Annotated in this window: 16 protein-coding genes; 5 read left to right on the top strand and 11 right to left on the bottom strand. The window is 72.9% G+C overall.

What is annotated here, in order from left to right:
- Positions 1-3 precede the first annotated feature (3 nt).
- Together ACTVZO_RS14455 and ACTVZO_RS14450 are read right to left on the bottom strand one after the other, a co-directional pair.
- Positions 4-720, bottom strand: a complete 717-nt coding sequence (locus ACTVZO_RS14455) for a carbon-nitrogen hydrolase family protein (protein ID WP_443298776.1) — start codon at positions 718-720, stop codon at positions 4-6.
- Positions 721-742: 22 nt separating this feature from the next.
- On the bottom strand, positions 743-1321 hold the full coding sequence (locus ACTVZO_RS14450; protein ID WP_443298775.1) for a TetR/AcrR family transcriptional regulator: 579 nt from the start codon (positions 1319-1321) through the stop codon (positions 743-745).
- A 160-nt stretch (positions 1322-1481) separates the two neighbouring features.
- Here ACTVZO_RS14450 and ACTVZO_RS14445 point away from each other — a divergent pair, with 160 nt between their 5' ends.
- Positions 1482-3935: a beta-glucosidase family protein gene (locus ACTVZO_RS14445; RefSeq protein WP_443298774.1), complete on the top strand. Its 2454-nt coding sequence runs from the start codon at positions 1482-1484 to the stop codon at positions 3933-3935.
- Positions 3936-4044: 109 nt separating this feature from the next.
- Here ACTVZO_RS14445 and ACTVZO_RS14440 read toward each other — a convergent pair whose 3' ends face one another.
- Positions 4045-4941, bottom strand: coding sequence for an SGNH/GDSL hydrolase family protein (locus ACTVZO_RS14440; protein ID WP_443298773.1), 897 nt, complete (start codon positions 4939-4941; stop codon positions 4045-4047).
- Between the two features lie 249 nt (positions 4942-5190).
- Here ACTVZO_RS14440 and ACTVZO_RS14435 point away from each other — a divergent pair, with 249 nt between their 5' ends.
- Positions 5191-5685 carry a DUF3145 domain-containing protein gene (locus tag ACTVZO_RS14435; protein WP_069920163.1) on the top strand — a complete coding sequence of 165 codons (495 nt, stop codon included), beginning with the start codon at positions 5191-5193 and terminating at the stop codon, positions 5683-5685.
- Positions 5686-5744: 59 nt separating this feature from the next.
- Here the strand turns inward: ACTVZO_RS14435 and ACTVZO_RS14430 are convergent, their stop codons facing one another.
- The 5 genes from ACTVZO_RS14430 to ACTVZO_RS14410 all read right to left on the bottom strand — a co-directional run bounded on the left by ACTVZO_RS14430 (position 5745) and on the right by ACTVZO_RS14410 (position 10650).
- On the bottom strand, positions 5745-7019 hold the full coding sequence (locus ACTVZO_RS14430; RefSeq protein ID WP_443298772.1) for a beta-ketoacyl-[acyl-carrier-protein] synthase family protein: 1275 nt from the start codon (positions 7017-7019) through the stop codon (positions 5745-5747).
- Positions 7020-7098: 79 nt separating this feature from the next.
- Positions 7099-7347: an acyl carrier protein gene (locus tag ACTVZO_RS14425; protein WP_361760513.1), complete on the bottom strand. Its 249-nt coding sequence runs from the start codon at positions 7345-7347 to the stop codon at positions 7099-7101.
- Positions 7348-7401: 54 nt separating this feature from the next.
- Positions 7402-8406, bottom strand: coding sequence for a ketoacyl-ACP synthase III (locus ACTVZO_RS14420; protein WP_215140919.1), 1005 nt, complete (start codon positions 8404-8406; stop codon positions 7402-7404).
- 19 nt (positions 8407-8425) lie between these two features.
- A complete protein-coding gene (locus ACTVZO_RS14415) occupies positions 8426-9343 on the bottom strand; it encodes an ACP S-malonyltransferase (protein WP_443298771.1) in 918 nt (305 codons plus the stop codon).
- Positions 9344-9432: 89 nt separating this feature from the next.
- A complete protein-coding gene (locus ACTVZO_RS14410) occupies positions 9433-10650 on the bottom strand; it encodes a PucR family transcriptional regulator (protein WP_443298770.1) in 1218 nt (405 codons plus the stop codon).
- An 80-nt stretch (positions 10651-10730) separates the two neighbouring features.
- On the opposite strand from ACTVZO_RS14410, the gene ACTVZO_RS14405 reads away from it, so the two are divergent.
- Positions 10731-11396: a pirin family protein gene (locus tag ACTVZO_RS14405; RefSeq protein ID WP_443298769.1), complete on the top strand. Its 666-nt coding sequence runs from the start codon at positions 10731-10733 to the stop codon at positions 11394-11396.
- Between the two features lie 6 nt (positions 11397-11402).
- Here the strand turns inward: ACTVZO_RS14405 and ACTVZO_RS14400 are convergent, their stop codons facing one another.
- On the bottom strand, positions 11403-12221 hold the full coding sequence (locus ACTVZO_RS14400; RefSeq protein ID WP_443298768.1) for a serine hydrolase domain-containing protein: 819 nt from the start codon (positions 12219-12221) through the stop codon (positions 11403-11405).
- A gap of 52 nt (positions 12222-12273) precedes the next feature.
- On the opposite strand from ACTVZO_RS14400, the gene ACTVZO_RS14395 reads away from it, so the two are divergent.
- Positions 12274-12666: a MerR family transcriptional regulator gene (locus ACTVZO_RS14395; protein ID WP_443298767.1), complete on the top strand. Its 393-nt coding sequence runs from the start codon at positions 12274-12276 to the stop codon at positions 12664-12666.
- Positions 12663-13694 (top strand): aldo/keto reductase, encoded by a 1032-nt coding sequence (locus ACTVZO_RS14390; RefSeq protein ID WP_443298766.1) that lies wholly within the window; start codon positions 12663-12665, stop codon positions 13692-13694. Before ACTVZO_RS14395 ends, ACTVZO_RS14390 begins: the two co-directional genes overlap by 4 nt.
- Before the next feature lie 45 nt (positions 13695-13739).
- Here ACTVZO_RS14390 and ACTVZO_RS14385 read toward each other — a convergent pair whose 3' ends face one another.
- The gene (locus tag ACTVZO_RS14385; RefSeq protein ID WP_443298765.1) at positions 13740-14594 is read right to left on the bottom strand and encodes a DUF4429 domain-containing protein; all 855 of its coding nucleotides are present in this window, start codon (positions 14592-14594) and stop codon (positions 13740-13742) included.
- A 74-nt stretch (positions 14595-14668) separates the two neighbouring features.
- Complete coding sequence (locus tag ACTVZO_RS14380; protein WP_443303172.1) at positions 14669-15898, bottom strand: alpha/beta hydrolase; 1230 nt, start codon at positions 15896-15898, stop codon at positions 14669-14671.
- Between the last annotated feature and the right edge of the window lie 18 nt (positions 15899-15916).

Below are 15916 nucleotides of genomic sequence, written 5' to 3'. Positions count from 1 at the left end.
CCGTCAGGTGGTGGCGCCGACCTCGGCCGTCACCACCGACGGCGTCCTGTCGTCCGCCTCGGCCAGCAGCCGGCCCCCCGGGGCCCACACGGCCGCGCCGCCGCAGCCGGTCCACGGGCCCGCCGGTCCGACGTGGTTGGCGAGGACGACGTACAGGCCGTGCTGCTCGGCGATCCCGGGATGGACGCTCATCCGCTGGCGGACGCCGTCGCCCGTCCCGTACAGGGACGAGGCGAGGTGCACCCGGCATCCGTCGGCGGCGCCCCGGCCGGACAGCTCGGTGAAGTGGTTGTCGTAGCAGATGCCCAACGAGAAGCGGATCCCGCCGAGTTCGAACCGCCCGTCGCGCTTCCCGGGGGTGAACACGTCCTGCTCGTGCCCGTGGAGGTGCCGCTTCAGGTACGTGGTCACGTGCGCCCCGTCCGCGTCGTGGACCAGCGTCGCGATGGCCGGGCGCCCGTCCCCGGCCGGGACGGCGACGTTGACGGCGGTGGCGATGCCGGCGGAGCGCAGCGGATCCAGCCGCGGGTCGTCGGCGGCCGTCCACAGCCCGGGGTCGGCGGCGAGGGCGTCCAGCTCGTAGCCGGTGAGCGCGAGCTCGGGGAACACCACGAGCCCGGCGCCCTGTTCACGGGCCCGTGCGGCGAGTTCGGCGGCCCGTGCGGCGTTCGCGCGGACATCGGCGGGCATACAGGTCAGCTGCGCTGCGGCGATCTTCACCCGATGCAGCCTAGGCCTGCGGTCAACTTCCGTCAGGGCCCCGCAGCAAGGCCAGGAACGAGCGGAACGCCGCGGGCATGTCGACCTCTTCGGGGGCGAGCAGCCACTGGTACTGGAGGCCGTCCATGACCGCCGTCAGCAGCGGGGCCGCCTCTTCCGGGGTGAGGCCCGAGGGGAGGCGCTCGCCGAACTCGGCGCGCAGGACGGCCGCCATCTCCCCGCGGACCTGCGCGTAGCGGTCGGTGAAGAACTCCCGGGCCGGGTGTCCGTCGGTCACGCTCTCGCCGAGCAGCGCCGAGAAGGTCTGCACGATGCCCGGGCGCATGGCGTTGTACTCCACCAGCGAGGCCAGCAGGTCGAGCCGCCAGGTGTCCGCCGAGGCGCGTGAGCCGCCGCCCGTGTCCCAGCGGTCGCGTTCCCGCAGTACCGCGACCAGCAGGGCCTCCTTCGTCGGGAAGTAGTGCAGCAGTCCCTGCTGGGTCAGGCCGACGCGCTCGGCCACCGCGCCCAGCGACGCGCCCCGGTAGCCGCGCTCCGCGATCACCTCGACCGCGGCGCGCACGATCTCCTCGCGCCGTTCCTCGCTCCTCGCCCTGGCCATCGCCCCGGCACCCCTTTCCGTCCGCGCCTGTCCGCAGCACCGTACGACATTCGAATATCACGAAAACATTACGAGACCTACCGTTCTACAGGCAACAGGTCCACGATGGGGGCACCGCACCGCACCGCACTCGCACCGCACTCAACGAGGAGGCACGGCCGTGACCGATGCCGATCAGGTCCGCAACAGCGTCGTAGAAGAGGCGCTCGGCAAGCTGGACCTCGACACCAAGACCCGTCTGCTGGCCGGCCAGGACATGTGGTCCCTGCCCGCCGTACCCGAGATCGGCCTGAAGTCCCTGGTCATGTCCGACGGCCCCATCGGGGTGCGCGGCGTGCGCTGGACCGCCGACGACCCGTCCATCGCCCTGCCCTCCCCGACCGCGCTCGCCGCCGCCTGGGACCCGGCCCTCGCCCGCCGGGCCGGCCGGCTCCTGGCCCAGGAGGCCCGCCGCAAGGGCGTCCACGTCCTCCTCGCACCCACCGTCAACCTGCACCGCTCCCCGCTCGGCGGCCGCCACTTCGAGTGCTACTCCGAGGACCCGTACCTGACCGGCGAGGTCGGGGCCGGGTACGTGAACGGCGTCCAGGACGGCGGGGTCGGCACCACGGTCAAGCACTTCGTCGGCAACGACGCCGAGACCGACCGGTTCACCGTCGACAGCGTCATCGCCCCGCGCCCGCTGCGCGAGCTGTACCTGGCCCCCTTCGAGGCCATCGTCGCGAACGCCCACCCCTGGGGCATCATGACCGCCTACAACCAGGTCAACGGCACGACGATGACCGAGCACCGGTACCTGGTCAACGAGGTCCTGCGCGGCGAATGGGGCTTCGACGGCTGCAACGTCTCGGATTGGATGGCCGCCCGCTCCACCGCCGGGGACATCGAAGGCGGCATGGACGTGGCCATGCCCGGACCGCAGAGCGTGTACGGACCCGCCCTCGCCGAGGCCGTCCGGGCCGGCGAGGTCCCCGAGTCCGCCGTGGACGAGGCCGTGCGCAACGTACTGCGCCTCGCCGCCCGCGTCGGCATCCTGGAGGGCGCCCCCGCCGCCGTCACCGAGGCTCCCGCCGAGCTCGACGGCCAGGCGCTGGCCCGCGAGCTCGCCGCCCGCGGCTTCGTCCTCGTCCGCAACGAGGCCGTGTCCGGCCGGAGCGCCGCCCTGCCCCTCGACGCCGCCACCGGCACCGTCGCCCTCCTCGGCGCCGCGGCCCGTGACGCCCGGGTCCTCGGCGGCGGCTCCGCCACCGTCTTTCCCGAGCGGATCGTCTCCCCGCTCGACGGCCTCACAGCCGCCCTCCCGGACGGCGCGCTGACCTACCACGTCGGCGCCGACCCCTCCGAGGAACTGGTCCCCGCGGGCAAGGCCTTCGAGCTGCGCGCCGTCTGCCGCGACGCCTCCGGCGCCGTCATCGGCGAGGGCAGCCTGCCGTCCGGCCAGGTCCAGTGGATCGGCAACGACCTGCCCGCGGGCGCCACGTACGAGACCATGGCGTCCATCGAGGTCACCGGCACCTTCGTGCCGCGCGAGAGCGGCGAGCACGCCTTCGGGACCCGGGGGCTGGGTGCCTTCACCCTCGCCGTCGGAGGGCGGACCCTCTGGGAGGGCGTCCAGGAGATGGGCAACGAGGCCGACCCCTTCGAGGCCTTCTTCGGCGCCCCCAGCGAACGCGCCCGGCTCGACCTCGCCGAGGGCGAGCCCGTCGAGGTCTCGCTGACCTTCCACGTCCCCGACATGACCGCGCTGCCGCTCAAGGCGATCATGTTCTCGCTGCTGCACCTCGGCCCGCGGCGCGACGCCGACGAGCTGATCGCCGAGGCCGTGGCGGCCGCCCGCGCCGCCGACACCGCCGTCGTGGTCGTCGCCACCACCGACCGCGTGGAGTCCGAGGGCTTCGACCGCAAGGACCTGACCCTGCCGGGCCGTCAGGACGACCTGGTGCGGGCCGTCGCCGCCGCCAACCCGAACACCGTGGTCGTCGTCAACGCCGGCTCCCCGGTCGAGCTCCCGTGGCGCGAGGAGGTGGCCGCCGTCCTGCTCACCTGGTTCCCCGGGCAGGAGGGCGGGGCCGCGCTGGCCGACGTACTCCTCGGGGACGCGGAGCCGGGCGGGCGGCTGCCCACCACCTGGCCGGCCCGGTTCGCCGACGCCCCCGTCACCGAAGTCGTGCCCACGGACGGGCGCCTGGAGTACCGGGAAGGGCTCTTCATCGGCTACCGGGCCTACGAGCGGCAGGGCGTCCGGCCCGGCTTCCCGTTCGGGCACGGACTCGGATACACCGAGTGGGCGTACGAGTCCCTCGAGGTCACCGCCACCACGGCCCGGGTCCGTGTCACCAACACCGGTACCCGGCCGGGCCGCGAGGTCGTCCAGGTCTACCTGGCGCCCAAGGCCGACGCCTTCGAGCGCCCGGCCAGCTGGCTGGCCGCCTTCGCGGGCGTCGAGGCGGGCCCCGGCGAGAGCGTCGAGGCCGAGATCGCCCTGCCCGCCCGGGCCTTCGAGATCTGGGACGAGGAGACGGGCGGCTGGCGGCGGATCGGCGGCAGTTACGAGGTCCGCGCGAGCCACTCGCACGGCGACACCCGCCTGACGGTCACCCTCGACATCTCGTGACACAGCGTCACGACACGCCGTAAGGACGAAATGGCCGGAAATAACTCCTGCCGCGTCCCCTGAAGCCGGACCGGAGGCGGGCCCTGACACCCGCCTCCGGTCCTTCGCGTCAACGTGGCGGCTGCGCCGCCGTCACCTGTCGGTGCGCCAGTTCCGCCAGCCGCGCCTGGCCGTCCTTGCCCGGATGGAACCAGTCCCAGCGGCTCAACTGATCCGTCGAGAAGGGGTACTGGAAGACCGCTCCGCCGTCGTAGCGGCACAGCGTGTCCTTCGCGCAGACCTCGCGCAGCACCTCGTTGTACTCGACCACCCGCGCCCGCACCTGCTCGCGCCGGGCCTGCGCCCCCGAGCCCGCCGACAGCGGATCGGCGAGCATCGACTGGCAGATCCCGAGGCTCCAGATCCTGCGCACCATCGGGTCGTCCTTGCCCTGCTCCCACAGCCGCTGGAGGTCCGGGACGCTGGAGACGTACACCTGCGTGCCGGGCGTCGAGGCCCGCAGCCCCGAGAGGGCCGTCTCGAAGCCGGCCCGGAACTCGGCCACCGGGGTCATCGACGAAGCCGTGGGCCGGCAGGCGTCGTTCGAGCCCACCATGACCGTGACCAGGTCAGGCTTGTACGCCGCCGCCTGCGACAGCTGCGCGGGCACGTCCGCCATCCGCGATCCGGTCACCGCGAGGTTCCAGCTGCGGGCGGGCGCCTCGGCCTCCCCGAGCAGCCGCGCGGCCAGCGAGCGGACCGCGGGATCGTTTCCTGTGGCCCAGGAGACCTCGGGGCAGTCGGCGAGCACCGAACAGGCGTCGAAGCCGCGGGTGATGGAGTCGCCGACCGCCGCGATCGAGGCGGGCGCGGTGTTCCAGCGCGGCGCGGCCTGCGCCCCGCGCTCGCCCTCGGCGCCCGGCCCGCCCGGCCCGCACCCCGTCAGCGCCCCGGCCAGCAGGACGGCCGCCGCTCCCGCGCCCGCGAGGGTCCGGCGCGCGCGGCTGCGCGGAGCGGTGGTGCGCATGGGATGGTCCCCTCCTCGACACCCCCGTGTCGTCCGGGGGGTCCTGCTGAGTGAAAGCTCTGTGTTTACCGGCCTCGGAGCGACCGTACGTCACACCATGACCCCTGACGCACGGTAGCTTTTTCCCGTGGCGTTTCGGCCGCAGGTCCCGTTGCGCAATGTCAAATAATTTCCGTTACATTACATCACGTCACATACTGTCCGTTTTCTGGAGTTTATTCCCGACCTCGTCCCACACTGGAGGTCCCGGTGACGACACGTGGAGTTCTGTACGTGCATTCCGCACCGCGTGCGCTCTGCCCGCACGTGGAATGGGCTGTTGCGGGCGTGCTCGGGGTGCGGGTGAACCTCGACTGGATCAGGCAGCCCGCCTCCCCGGGCACCTGGAGAGCCGAGTTCTCCTGGCAGGCCGAGGCGGGCACCGCCTCGAAGCTCGCCTCCGCACTGCGCGGCTGGCACCTGCTGCGCTTCGAGGTGACCGCCGAACCCTGCCCGACCGCCGAGGGCGAGCGCTACAGCTCCACCCCGGAGCTCGGCATCTTCCACGCCGTCACGGGCATGCACGGCGACATCCTGATCCCCGAGGACCGGCTGCGCGCCGCCCTCGCCCGGTCCGGCCGCGGCGAGACCGACCTGGAGGCGGAGATCGCCAAGCTGCTCGGCAAACCCTGGGACGACGAACTGGAGCCCTTCCGCTACGCGGGCGAAGGCGCCCCGGTGCGCTGGCTCCACCAGGTCGTCTGAGAGCAACGCGAAGGGCCCCGACCGGCAACTGCCGGTCGGGGCCCTTCGCGCGTACGGGGTCAGACGCTCCGGAACGCGAGGGTCACGTTGTGGCCGCCGAAGCCGAAGGAGTTGTTGATCGCCGAGATCGGGCCGTCGGCCGGCAGCTTGCGCGGCTCGCCGCGCACGATGTCCGCGTCGATGTCGTCGTCGAGCTCGTCGACGTTGATGGTCGGCGGGGCCAGCCGGTGGTACAGCGCGAGCACGGTCGCGACGGTCTCGATACCGCCCGCACCGCCCAGCAGGTGACCGGTCATCGACTTGGTCGCGGAGATCGCGATGTGGTCGAGGTCGTCACCCAGCACCTTGCGCAGGGCCTTCAGCTCGGCCGTGTCACCCTGCGGGGTGGACGTGGCGTGCGCGTTCAGGTGCACCAGCTCGGTCGTGTCGAGCCCGGTGTTGTCGAGCAGGTTCTGCACCGCCGCCGCGACACCGCGGCCGGTCGGCTCCGGCTGCGCGATGTGGTGGCTGTCGGCGGACAGGCCCTGGCCCAGCACCTCGCAGTAGACCCGGGCGCCGCGCGCGGCGGCGTGCTCGGCGGACTCCAGGACGACGACGCCCGCGCCTTCGCCCAGGACGAAGCCGTCACGGCCCTTGTCGTAGGGGCGCGAGGCCTGCTCGGGGTTCTCGTTGTTCTTGGACATCGCCATCATGTTGGCGAACGCGGCGATCGGCAGCGGGTGGATCGCCGCCTCGGTGCCGCCGGCGAGGACCACGTCGGCACGGCCGCTGCGGATCATCTCGACGGCGTAGCCGATGGCCTCGGCGCCGGACGCGCAGGCGCTGACCGGAGTGTGCACGCCCGCCTGGGCGTTGACCTCCAGGCCGACGTTGGCGGACGGGCCGTTCGGCATGAGCATCGGGACGGTGTGCGGGGAGACCCGGCGCACACCCTTCTCCTTCAGCACGTCGTACTGGTCGAGCAGGGTCGTCACGCCGCCGATGCCGGAGGCGATCACGGTGCCCAGGCGGTCGGGGGCGATGGACGCACCCGTCGTCTCCGCGCCGGCCGGGTCGGTGTAGCCGGCGTCGGCCCACGCCTCGCGGGCGGCGATGACGGCGAACTGCGCCGAGCGGTCGAGCTTGCGGGCCAGCGGCCGGGGCAGGACCTCACCGGGGTCCACGGCGGCCTGTGCGGCGATGCGTACCGGGAGCTCGGCGAAGCGCTCGCCCTCCAGGGGCTTTACGCCGGAACGACCGGCGAGCAGACCTTCCCAGGTCGAAGCGCTGTCGCCACCCAGCGGAGTGGTTGCGCCGATACCGGTGACGACCACGGTGCGATTGGTCGGGCTCACAGGAATTCTTTCTCCACGTCTCAGGGGGTGCTGAATTGTCACGGCGCCACCGCCAGGTGGCGACAAACGCTCGTCAGGCTCAGGCCTGGTGGTTCAGGATGTAGTCCGCGGCGTCGCCGACCGTCTTGAGGTTCTTGACGTCCTCGTCCGGGATCTTGACGTCGAAGCGCTCTTCGGCGGCGACGACGACCTCGACCATGGAGAGGGAGTCGACGTCGAGGTCGTCGGTGAACGACTTGTCGGTCTGGACGTCCTCGACGGGGATGCCGGCGATCTCGTTGACGATCTCGGCGAGACCGGCGACGATCTCTTCCTGGGTGGCGGCCATGTGGCGCTCCTTCTCTGGGTAACTGGGTATCGGGGCCGGACGCGAATCCGGACCCTAGGGGAGGGTAACGACCGTCGCGGCGTAGACGAGTCCCGCCCCGAAGCCGATGACGAGCGCGGTGTCGCCGCTCTTCGCCGCTCCGGTCGCCAGGAGCCGCTCCATAGCGAGCGGGATCGAGGCGGCCGAGGTGTTGCCGGTGGTCTCCACGTCACGGGCGACCGTCACGTGCTCCGGCAGCTTCAGAGTCTTCACCATCGAGTCGATGATCCGCATGTTTGCCTGGTGCGGAATGAAGACGTCCAGGTCGTCGGCGGTGATCCCGGCGGCGTCGAGCGCCTGCTGGGCCACCTTGGCCATCTCGAAGACGGCCCAGCGGAAGACCGCCTGACCCTCCTGCGTGATGGCCGGGAACTTCTCGGCGCTGTCCTTGCTGCGGAACTCGTCCCACGGCACGGTCTGCTTGATGGTCTCGGACTTGTCGCCCTCCGAACCCCACACCGTGGGGCCGATGGCGGGCTCGTCCGAAGGGCCCACGACCACGGCGCCGGCGCCGTCACCGAACAGGAAGGCCGTCGCGCGGTCCTCCAGGTCGGTCAGGTCCGAGAGCCGCTCCACGCCGATCACGAGCACGTACTGGGCGGAACCTTCCACCACCAGGCCCTTGGCCAGGGTCAGACCGTAGCCGAAACCGGCGCAGCCCGCGGAGATGTCGAAGGCGGCGGGCTTGACGGCGCCGATCCGGTGCGCGATCTCCGTCGCGATCGCCGGGGTCTGCTTGAAGTGCGAGACCGTCGAGACGATCACGGCACCGATCTGCTCCGGGGAGACACCGGCGTCGGCCAGCGCCTTGCCGGAGGCCTCCACCGACATCGCGGCGACGGTCTCCTGGGGCGAGGCCCAGTGCCGGGTGGCGATGCCGGAACGGGAGCGGATCCACTCGTCCGACGAGTCGATCGTCTCGAGGATGACCTCGTTGGGCACCACACGGGTCGGGCGGTAGCCGCCGACGCCGAGGATGCGGGCGTACGGGGAGCCCTTGGCCGGCTTGATCTTGGACATGCTGTGTGGGCTCCTTCTCTCAGGCCGTCTGCTCGGCGATGAGCGCCGCGGCCTTGTCGAGATCGTCCGGGGTCTTCAGCGCCACGTTCGGCACGCCCTTGAGCGCGCGCTTGGCCAGACCCGTCAGGGTGCCGCCGGGGCAGAGCTCGATGATCCCCGTGACGCCCAGCTCGGCGAACGTCTCCATGCACAGGTCCCAGCGGACCGGGTTCGCGACCTGGCCGACCAGACGGGCGACGACGTCGGCGCCCGTGGCGACGACGAGGCCGTCCTTGTTCGAGACGTACTTCAGTGCCGGATCCGCCGGGGACACCGCCGCGGCGGCCTTCTCCAGCGTGGCGACCGCCGGGGCCATGTGGTGCGTGTGGAAGGCGCCCGCGACCTTGAGGGCGACGACCTTCGTGGAGCCTTCGGGCTTCTCGGCGACCAGGGCGGAGATCTGCTCCGTGGTGCCGGCGGCCACGATCTGGCCCGCGCCGTTGATGTTGGCCGGGGTCAGACCCATTGCGTCCAGGTGCGCGACGACCACGTCGCGGTCACCGCCGAGCACCGCGGCCATGCCGGTCTCCGTGACGGCGGCGGCCTCGGCCATGGCCAGGCCGCGCGTACGGACGAGCGACAGCGCTTCGGCGTCGGACAGCACACCGGAGTACGCGGCGGCGGTGAACTCGCCGACGCTGTGGCCCGCGACGGCACCGAAGGCCGCGGACGGCCCCAGCGCGCCGGCGGACAGCAGACCGGCCGCGACCAGCAGCGGCTGCGCCACGGCCGTGTCGCGGATCTCGTCCGCGTCGGCCTTGGTGCCGTAGTGGGCGAGGTCGAGCCCGATGGCGTCCGACCAGGCGGCGACGCGGTCAGCGGCACCGGGGAGGTCGAGCCAGGGAGTCAGGAAGCCGGGCGTCTGAGCGCCTTGGCCGGGAGCGACGAGTACGAGCACCCTCACACTCTCTCTTGTGGATGGTCCCTGCCGCCCGTGGGGACAGGGACCAAGAACCGTCGGGGTAATTGTTGAAGTCCGACAAAAGTCTAGGACTGGCTGTCGCCGTCGGCCAGACGCCCCAGAATCAGGGCGATCCGCAGCGTGAACGCCGAGCGGACATCGGAAGGTGACCAGCCGGTGACGTCGGTCACACGTCGCAGCCGGTAGCGCACCGTGTTCGGGTGCACGAAGAGCATCCGGGCCGCCCCCTCGAGGCTGCTCGCCTGCTCCAGATAGACACTCAGCGTCTCCAGCAGCGCCGAGCCCGCCTCTTCCAGCGGTCTGTAGATCTCCTCCACCAGCTGCTCCCTGGCAGCGGGATCCGAGGCGATGGCCCGCTCCGGGAGGAGATCGTCCGCCAGGACCGGACGCGGGGCGTCCTGCCACGCCGTGCAGGCCTTCAGTCCGGCCGCCGAGGCCTGCGCCGACTTCGTCGCGTTCAGCAGGTCGGCCACCACCGGACCGGCCACCACCGGACCGGCCGCGAACGGCCCGATCAGGGACTTCGCCACCTGGATCGGGTTGTCGCTGCCGCCCGCGATGACCACCAGGCGGTCGCCGAGCACCCCCGTCAGGACCTGGAGCTTGTGGTGGCGGGCCGCGCGCCGGATCGCCTCGACCGTCAGCTCGCTGTCCCCCTCCGGCGCGGTGCCCAGCACCACGCACACGTGCTCGGGGGAGTTCCAGCCCAGCGCCGCCGCCCGCGAGAGCGCGCCCTCGTCGGCCTCGCCGGACAGCACCGCGTTGACGACCAGCGACTCCAGCCGCGCGTCCCACGCCCCGCGCGCCTCGGCGGCCTGCGCGTACACCTGGGCCGTCGCGAAGGCGATCTCGCGGGCGTACACGAGCAGCGCCTCGCGCAGGATCTGTTCGTCGCCCGGGGCCGCGACCTCCTCGATCGCGGTCTCCATGACCTCGATCGTGGTGCGGACCATCTCGACGGTCTGGCGCAGGGTGATCGCCCGGGTCAGCTCCCGCGGAGCCGTCCCGAACACGTCGGTGGAGATCGCCTGGGGGGTTTCCGGGTGCCGGAACCACTCGGTGAACGCCGCGATGCCTGCCTGGGCGACCAGGCCGATCCACGACCGGTTCTCCGGGGGCATCGCCCGGTACCACGGCAGGGTCTCGTCCATCCGCGCGATCGCGTTGGCGGCGAGCCGGCCGGAGGACTTCTCCAGTCGGCGCAGCGTCGCGGTGTGCGGATGGGCCGGAGCGGGATGCGCGGCCTGTGTCGCGGGGGAATGCTCACGTTCGGGTTGGGGCACGTGACAAGACTGCCTTATCGGGACGGCTGCGCGGAGTCCGGTCCCGTGTCCGGCCCGCGGCTGGGTCTACGGTGGCCCCCATGATTGATGTACGCCGCGGCGCCGACCGGTACGAGGGCGGGGACCAGGCCGCCGGGATCACCACCCGGCACGCCTTCTCCTTCGGGTCCCACTACGACCCGGACAACCTGCGCTTCGGCCCGGTCCTGGCCTGCAACGAGGAGACCCTCGCCCCGGGCGCCGGCTTCGACGAGCACCCGCACAGCCACACCGAGATCGTCACCTGGGTCGTCGAGGGCGAGCTCACCCACCGCGACGACACCGGGGAGGAGGGCGTGGTCCGCCCCGGCGACGTACAGCGGCTCAGCGCCGGATCCGGGGCGCGGCACGTGGAGCGCAACGACGGCGCGGGACGGCTGCGCTTCGTACAGACCTGGCTCGCGCCGCTCGACCCGGGCGGCGACCCCTCGTACGAGGTGGTCAGGGGCCTCTCCGACGGCACGCCCTACGAGGTTCCCGCGGCCGGAGCGGTGCTGCACGTGCGGCGGCCGGGCGCGGGCGAGCGGGTCGCCGTACCGGCGGCGGAACGCGTGTACCTGCACGTGGTGCGCGGGGACCTGCGCCTGGACGGCGAGGAGCTCGGCCCGGGGGACGCGGTGCGGATCACCGGCGAGAAGGGCCTGGAGATCGTCGCCGGGTCCCCGGGCGAGCTGCTGATCTGGGAGCTCGCGGACCGGCCCGCCTAGGTGGAGCTAGGCGGAGCGGAGCTCGGCGAGGACCGCGTCGGTGAACGGGGTCCACGCCGCCACCGCCCACGGGCCGAACGCGCGGTCCGTCAGGGCCACGCACGCGGCGCGGGCGTCCGGGTCCACCCACAGGAAGGTGCCGGACTGGCCGAAGTGGCCGAAGGTGCGCGGGGACGAGGAAGCGCCCGTCCAGTGAGGGGACTTGCCGTCGCGGATCTCCATGCCCAGGCCCCAGTCGTTGGGGGACTGGTGGCCGTAGCCCGGCAGGACGCCCTTGAGGCCGGGGTGCACGACGGAGGTGGCCTCCGCGACCGTCCGCACGTCGAGCAGCCGGGGCGCCTGGAGCTCGGCGGCGAACCGTACGAGGTCGGAGACGGTCGAGACGCCGTCCTTGGCGGGGGAGCCCTCCAGGGTGGTGGAGGTCATGCCCAGCGGCTCGCACACCGCCTGGTGCAGGTACTGCGCGAACGGGATGCCGGTGGCCTTGGTGATGTGGTCGCCGAGGACCTCGAAGCCGGCGTTCGAGTACAGCCGGCGCTGCCCGGGCGGAGCGCTCACCCGGTGCTCGTCGAAGGCCAGCCCGCTGGTGTGCGCGAGCAGATGACGGACCGTCGAACCCTCGGGCCCGGCCGGTTCGTCCAGCTCGATCGCCCCCTCCTCGTACGCGACGAGGGCCGCGTACGCGGCGAGCGGCTTGGTGACCGAGGCCAGCGCGAAACGGTGGCCGACGGGTCCGTGGGAGCCGGCCAGGCTGCCGTCGGCGCGTACGACGGCCGCCGCGGCCGTCTGCACCGGCCAGTTCTCGATGATCCGCAAGCTCTGCATGGCGTCGAGCCTACTTGCTTGGAGTGCACTCTAGGGTTTTAGCGTGTGGCCCATGAGCCTGACGCAGACGCGGTACACGATCAGCGAGGTCGAGGCCCGGACCGGTCTGACCCAGCACACGCTGCGCTGGTACGAGCGGATCGGCCTGATGCCGCACGTGGACCGCTCCCACTCGGGGCAGCGGCGCTTCAGCGACAAGGACCTCGACTGGCTGGCCTTCGTGGGCAAGCTGCGCGCCACCGGGATGGCGGTGGCGGACATGGTCCGCTACGCCGAACTGGTCCGCGAGGGCGAGCACACCCTCGACGAGCGCCGCGAGCTGCTGGAGGCGACGCGGCGCGACGTACGGGCCCGGCTCTCGGAGCTGACGGACGCGCTCGCCGTGCTGGACTACAAGATCGATTTCTATGCGATGAAGGCGGTCGCGGGGAAGGCGCAGTCATGACGGAGCACGACGGCACCACCACCATCGAGCAGGTCGAACTCGGCAAGGGCGGCCCGCTGGTCGGCGTCCAGGGCCTGGGCTGCATGGGCATCAGCGAGTTCTACGGGGACACCGACGAGGCGGCGGCCCGCGAGACCCTGGACGCGGCGCTGGCCGCCGGGGTCACCCTCTTCGACACCGCGGACGTCTACGGCCTGGGGCGCAACGAGGAGTTCCTCGCCCCCTTCGTGGCCGCGCACCGCGAGGAGATCACCCTGGCGACGAAGTTCGCCATAGAGCGCAACGAGGACCCGCACTACCGCGGCGTCCGCAACGACCGCGCCTACGTCCGGCAGGCCGTCGAGGGCAGCCTTCGCAGGCTCGGCGTGGACGTCATCGACCTGTACTACATGCACCGGCGCGACCCGGCGGTGCCGCTCGCCGAGTCGGTGGGCGCGATGGCGGAGCTGGTGCGCGAGGGCAAGGTGCGCCACCTGGGGCTCAGCGAGGTCACCGGCGCGGAACTGCGCGAGGCGCACGCCGTGCACCCCATCGTGGCGCTCCAGTCGGAGTGGTCGCTGTTCAGCCGGGACGTGGAGCGCAGCGCGGTACCGGCGGCGGCCGAGCTGGGCGTGGCCTTCGTGCCGTACTCCCCGCTGGGCCGGGGGTTCCTGACGGGGGCCTTCGCCGACGCCTCGACGGACCTGGGGGCCGAGGACTTCCGCCGCCACCAGCCGCGGTTCACCGGCGAGAACGCGAAGACGAACGCGGCGCTGCTGGCCCCGGTCCGGGAGGTCGCGGCCGCGCACGGGGCGAGCCCGGCGCAGATCGCGCTGGCCTGGGTGCAGCAGCGGGCTCGGGTGCACCAGGGGCTGACCGTGGTACCGATCCCGGGCACCCGCAGGGCGGCGCGGCTGCGGGAGAACGCGGCGGCGGCGCGGATCACGCTGACGGCGGCGGAGCTGGCGCTGCTGGAGCCGATCGCGTCCCGGGTCGTGGGGGACCGCTACCCGGACATGACCTTCACCTCGGCGTCACGGGAGGCCTGACCGGCCGGGCGGACGGGGCCTGACCGGCCCCGCCCGGCCCGCTGGTCAGCGGGTGTCGGCCGTGAACCGGTCCCGCAGGGCCACGTACTCCGCGTCCGTCAGCAGGCCCGCCGAGTGGAGCTCGCTCAGGTGCTCGAGCCGGTCGTCGGACGGCCGGGGAGAGGGGAGGGCGGCGACCGGGGTCCGGCCGCGCAGCGCGGCGAGGACGGCCGCGGCGAACGGCAGCGACTCGTGCACCGACCCGTACCCGACGGCGAAGACGGCCGCCGCGAGGTCGTGGCTCGGGCGGGGGTCGGCCCCCGACCCGGGGGGTTCGTGCAGCAGCAGCCGCAGGTGCCCGCCGGGGCCGTCCGGGGAGCTCCACTCCACGCCGGCGAGGTCGGCCAGCGGGTAACGCTGGTCGCCCGCCTTCCATTTGGTGCTGGTCGCGCCCGTACGGGACCAGTGGAAGGCGACCGCCGAGCCGTCGAGGGTCACGCGCGCGTCGTACGCCTTCAGCTGGAGCGGCGGTCTCGGCACCTCGACCAGGAAGTGCTCGGCGGGCTCGGCCGCCTCCGGGCCGAGCCGGGAACGCAGCGTGTCGGCGAAGGCCTCCGCGTACGGGGCCCGGTCGCCCGGCAGCACCAGCCGGTAGGGGTCGCAGACCTCCCTCAGCTGCCCGGCGGCGGCCTCCATCAGCGGATCCGCGCCCGGCCGCGGGACGGCACGCAGCACCACCGTGTCCCGCTTCCCGGCGGTCACGGTCACCCCGGACACCGCTTCCAGGGGGATCCGGCGCGCGCCGAGGGCGTGCAGGAGTCTCGGCTGTCTCGGCGTGCGTATCCCCCGTGCGAAGCGGATGAGCACCGAGTCCGAGTCGAACTCCCAGACGGCATGGTTTCCGGCCAGTACGTCACCCATGCGGCACATCGTAAAGGGAGGGGCCCTCGCGCGTCCCCCTCGGAGCGAGCCCCACTTTCGGGCCTCTACGCGCGTCAGTCGGTCTCCGCGCCGGAAATCCCGTCCCGGCAGGCGTCGTCCCCGGTCGCGCACACGACGGAACCGAATGCGCCGGTTCCGATTTTGGCGAAGTTGTCCACCGAATCGGTACCTGGCTCGAAATAGCCGGTGTGGGCCTTGGCCGTGGCCGAGGACAGCAGCCGCGCACCGAACTCCGGAGAGACCGGGTCGGCTCCGTGACCCAGCCCGCCGACCTCCAGGTGCGGCACGTCCGCGATCCAGTCGCCCTCGTCGCGCGTGGCCCAGACCCGGGCCGAGGTGTGCAGCCCGGCGACGTTCTCCGTCCGCATCCCGGGGCTGCCCGCCACCACCACGTCCGTCACCCGGCGCGGCAGCTCGTGCGCGGCGACCCCGCACACCACCGATCCGTAGCTGTGGCAGAACAGCGACACGGTGGAGTCCCCGGGCAGGGCGGTGGTCAGCGCCTTGAGCCGGACGGCGCCGTCGAAGGCCATGCGGCCGGTGGCGGCGTCCACGCCGACGCCGGTGGGCGCGTTGTACCCGGCCCAGGCGATGACCGCGGTGCGGCTGTCCGGGGCGGCCGCGCGCTGTGCCTCGTACAGGGACTCGGCCATGCCGACCGGGGCGGTGAAACGGCGCTGGGTGCGCTCGAAGGTGACCGCGTCGGTGTCGACACCGGGGACGACCACCGAGACCCGGCGGGCCCGGTCCAGGTCGCCGAAGACCTCGGCGACGAGGCCGCCGCCGGTGGGGTCGAACGCGAGGATCTGCCGGCCGGGCTCGGCGAGCGAGGCGAAGCGGTGGGCGCGGCGGATGGCCGTGGTCCGGTCGGCGGGGGCCAGGGCCACGTCGCGGCCGCGGGCCTCCTCGACCAGGCCGGCCTGTTCCAGTCCGACCCGGTTGGCCCGGTAGCGGGTGGCGGCGGGGGCCCCGTCGAGGTTGCCCACGACCAGGGGGTAGCCGTCGGCGAGCCGGGCCCGCTGGGCGCCGTCGAGCCCGTCGAAGAAGTGGGCGACGGTCGTGGCCGGGGCGTCCGCGGGCGGAACCGGCCGGCCGCCCATGCGGGCCTGCGCCCAGGCGGCGAGCGCGGCGGCGCGCAGCGGGGTGCCGCCCTCGGGGCGGTGCACGGCCGTCCAGCCGGTCGTCGCCAGCATGACGAAGACCACAGCCAGCGCGAGCAGGGTGCGCAGGGCGGCGGGGCGCGGGTCGGCGCCGGGGGCGGTGGGGAGGGCGGGGCCGGGCAGTTTCACTGGGACCAGCGT

Origin of the sequence: Streptomyces sp. IBSNAI002, assembly GCF_052244475.1 — a bacterium.
In the GTDB taxonomy this organism is placed as follows: Bacteria; Actinomycetota; Actinomycetes; order Streptomycetales; family Streptomycetaceae; genus Streptomyces.
Note: the sequence above shows the minus strand (reverse complement) of the source record. Positions and strands in the feature narration are given on the sequence as shown.

Excerpts from the sequence above, each read along its gene's own strand:
- ACTVZO_RS14400 (WP_443298768.1), bottom strand. The coding sequence starts at position 12,221 with ATGCAGAGCTTGCGGATCATCGAGAACTGGCCGGTGCAGACGGCCGCG.
- ACTVZO_RS14405 (WP_443298769.1), top strand. The coding sequence starts at position 10,731 with ATGATTGATGTACGCCGCGGCGCCGACCGGTACGAGGGCGGGGACCAG.
- ACTVZO_RS14395 (WP_443298767.1), top strand. The coding sequence starts at position 12,274 with ATGAGCCTGACGCAGACGCGGTACACGATCAGCGAGGTCGAGGCCCGG.
- ACTVZO_RS14390 (WP_443298766.1), top strand. The coding sequence starts at position 12,663 with ATGACGGAGCACGACGGCACCACCACCATCGAGCAGGTCGAACTCGGC.
- ACTVZO_RS14420 (WP_215140919.1), bottom strand. The coding sequence starts at position 8,406 with ATGTCCAAGATCAAGCCGGCCAAGGGCTCCCCGTACGCCCGCATCCTC.
- ACTVZO_RS14440 (WP_443298773.1), bottom strand. The coding sequence starts at position 4,941 with ATGCGCACCACCGCTCCGCGCAGCCGCGCGCGCCGGACCCTCGCGGGC.
- ACTVZO_RS14450 (WP_443298775.1), bottom strand. The coding sequence starts at position 1,321 with ATGGCCAGGGCGAGGAGCGAGGAACGGCGCGAGGAGATCGTGCGCGCC.
- ACTVZO_RS14385 (WP_443298765.1), bottom strand. The coding sequence starts at position 14,594 with ATGGGTGACGTACTGGCCGGAAACCATGCCGTCTGGGAGTTCGACTCG.
- ACTVZO_RS14425 (WP_361760513.1), bottom strand. The coding sequence starts at position 7,347 with ATGGCCGCCACCCAGGAAGAGATCGTCGCCGGTCTCGCCGAGATCGTC.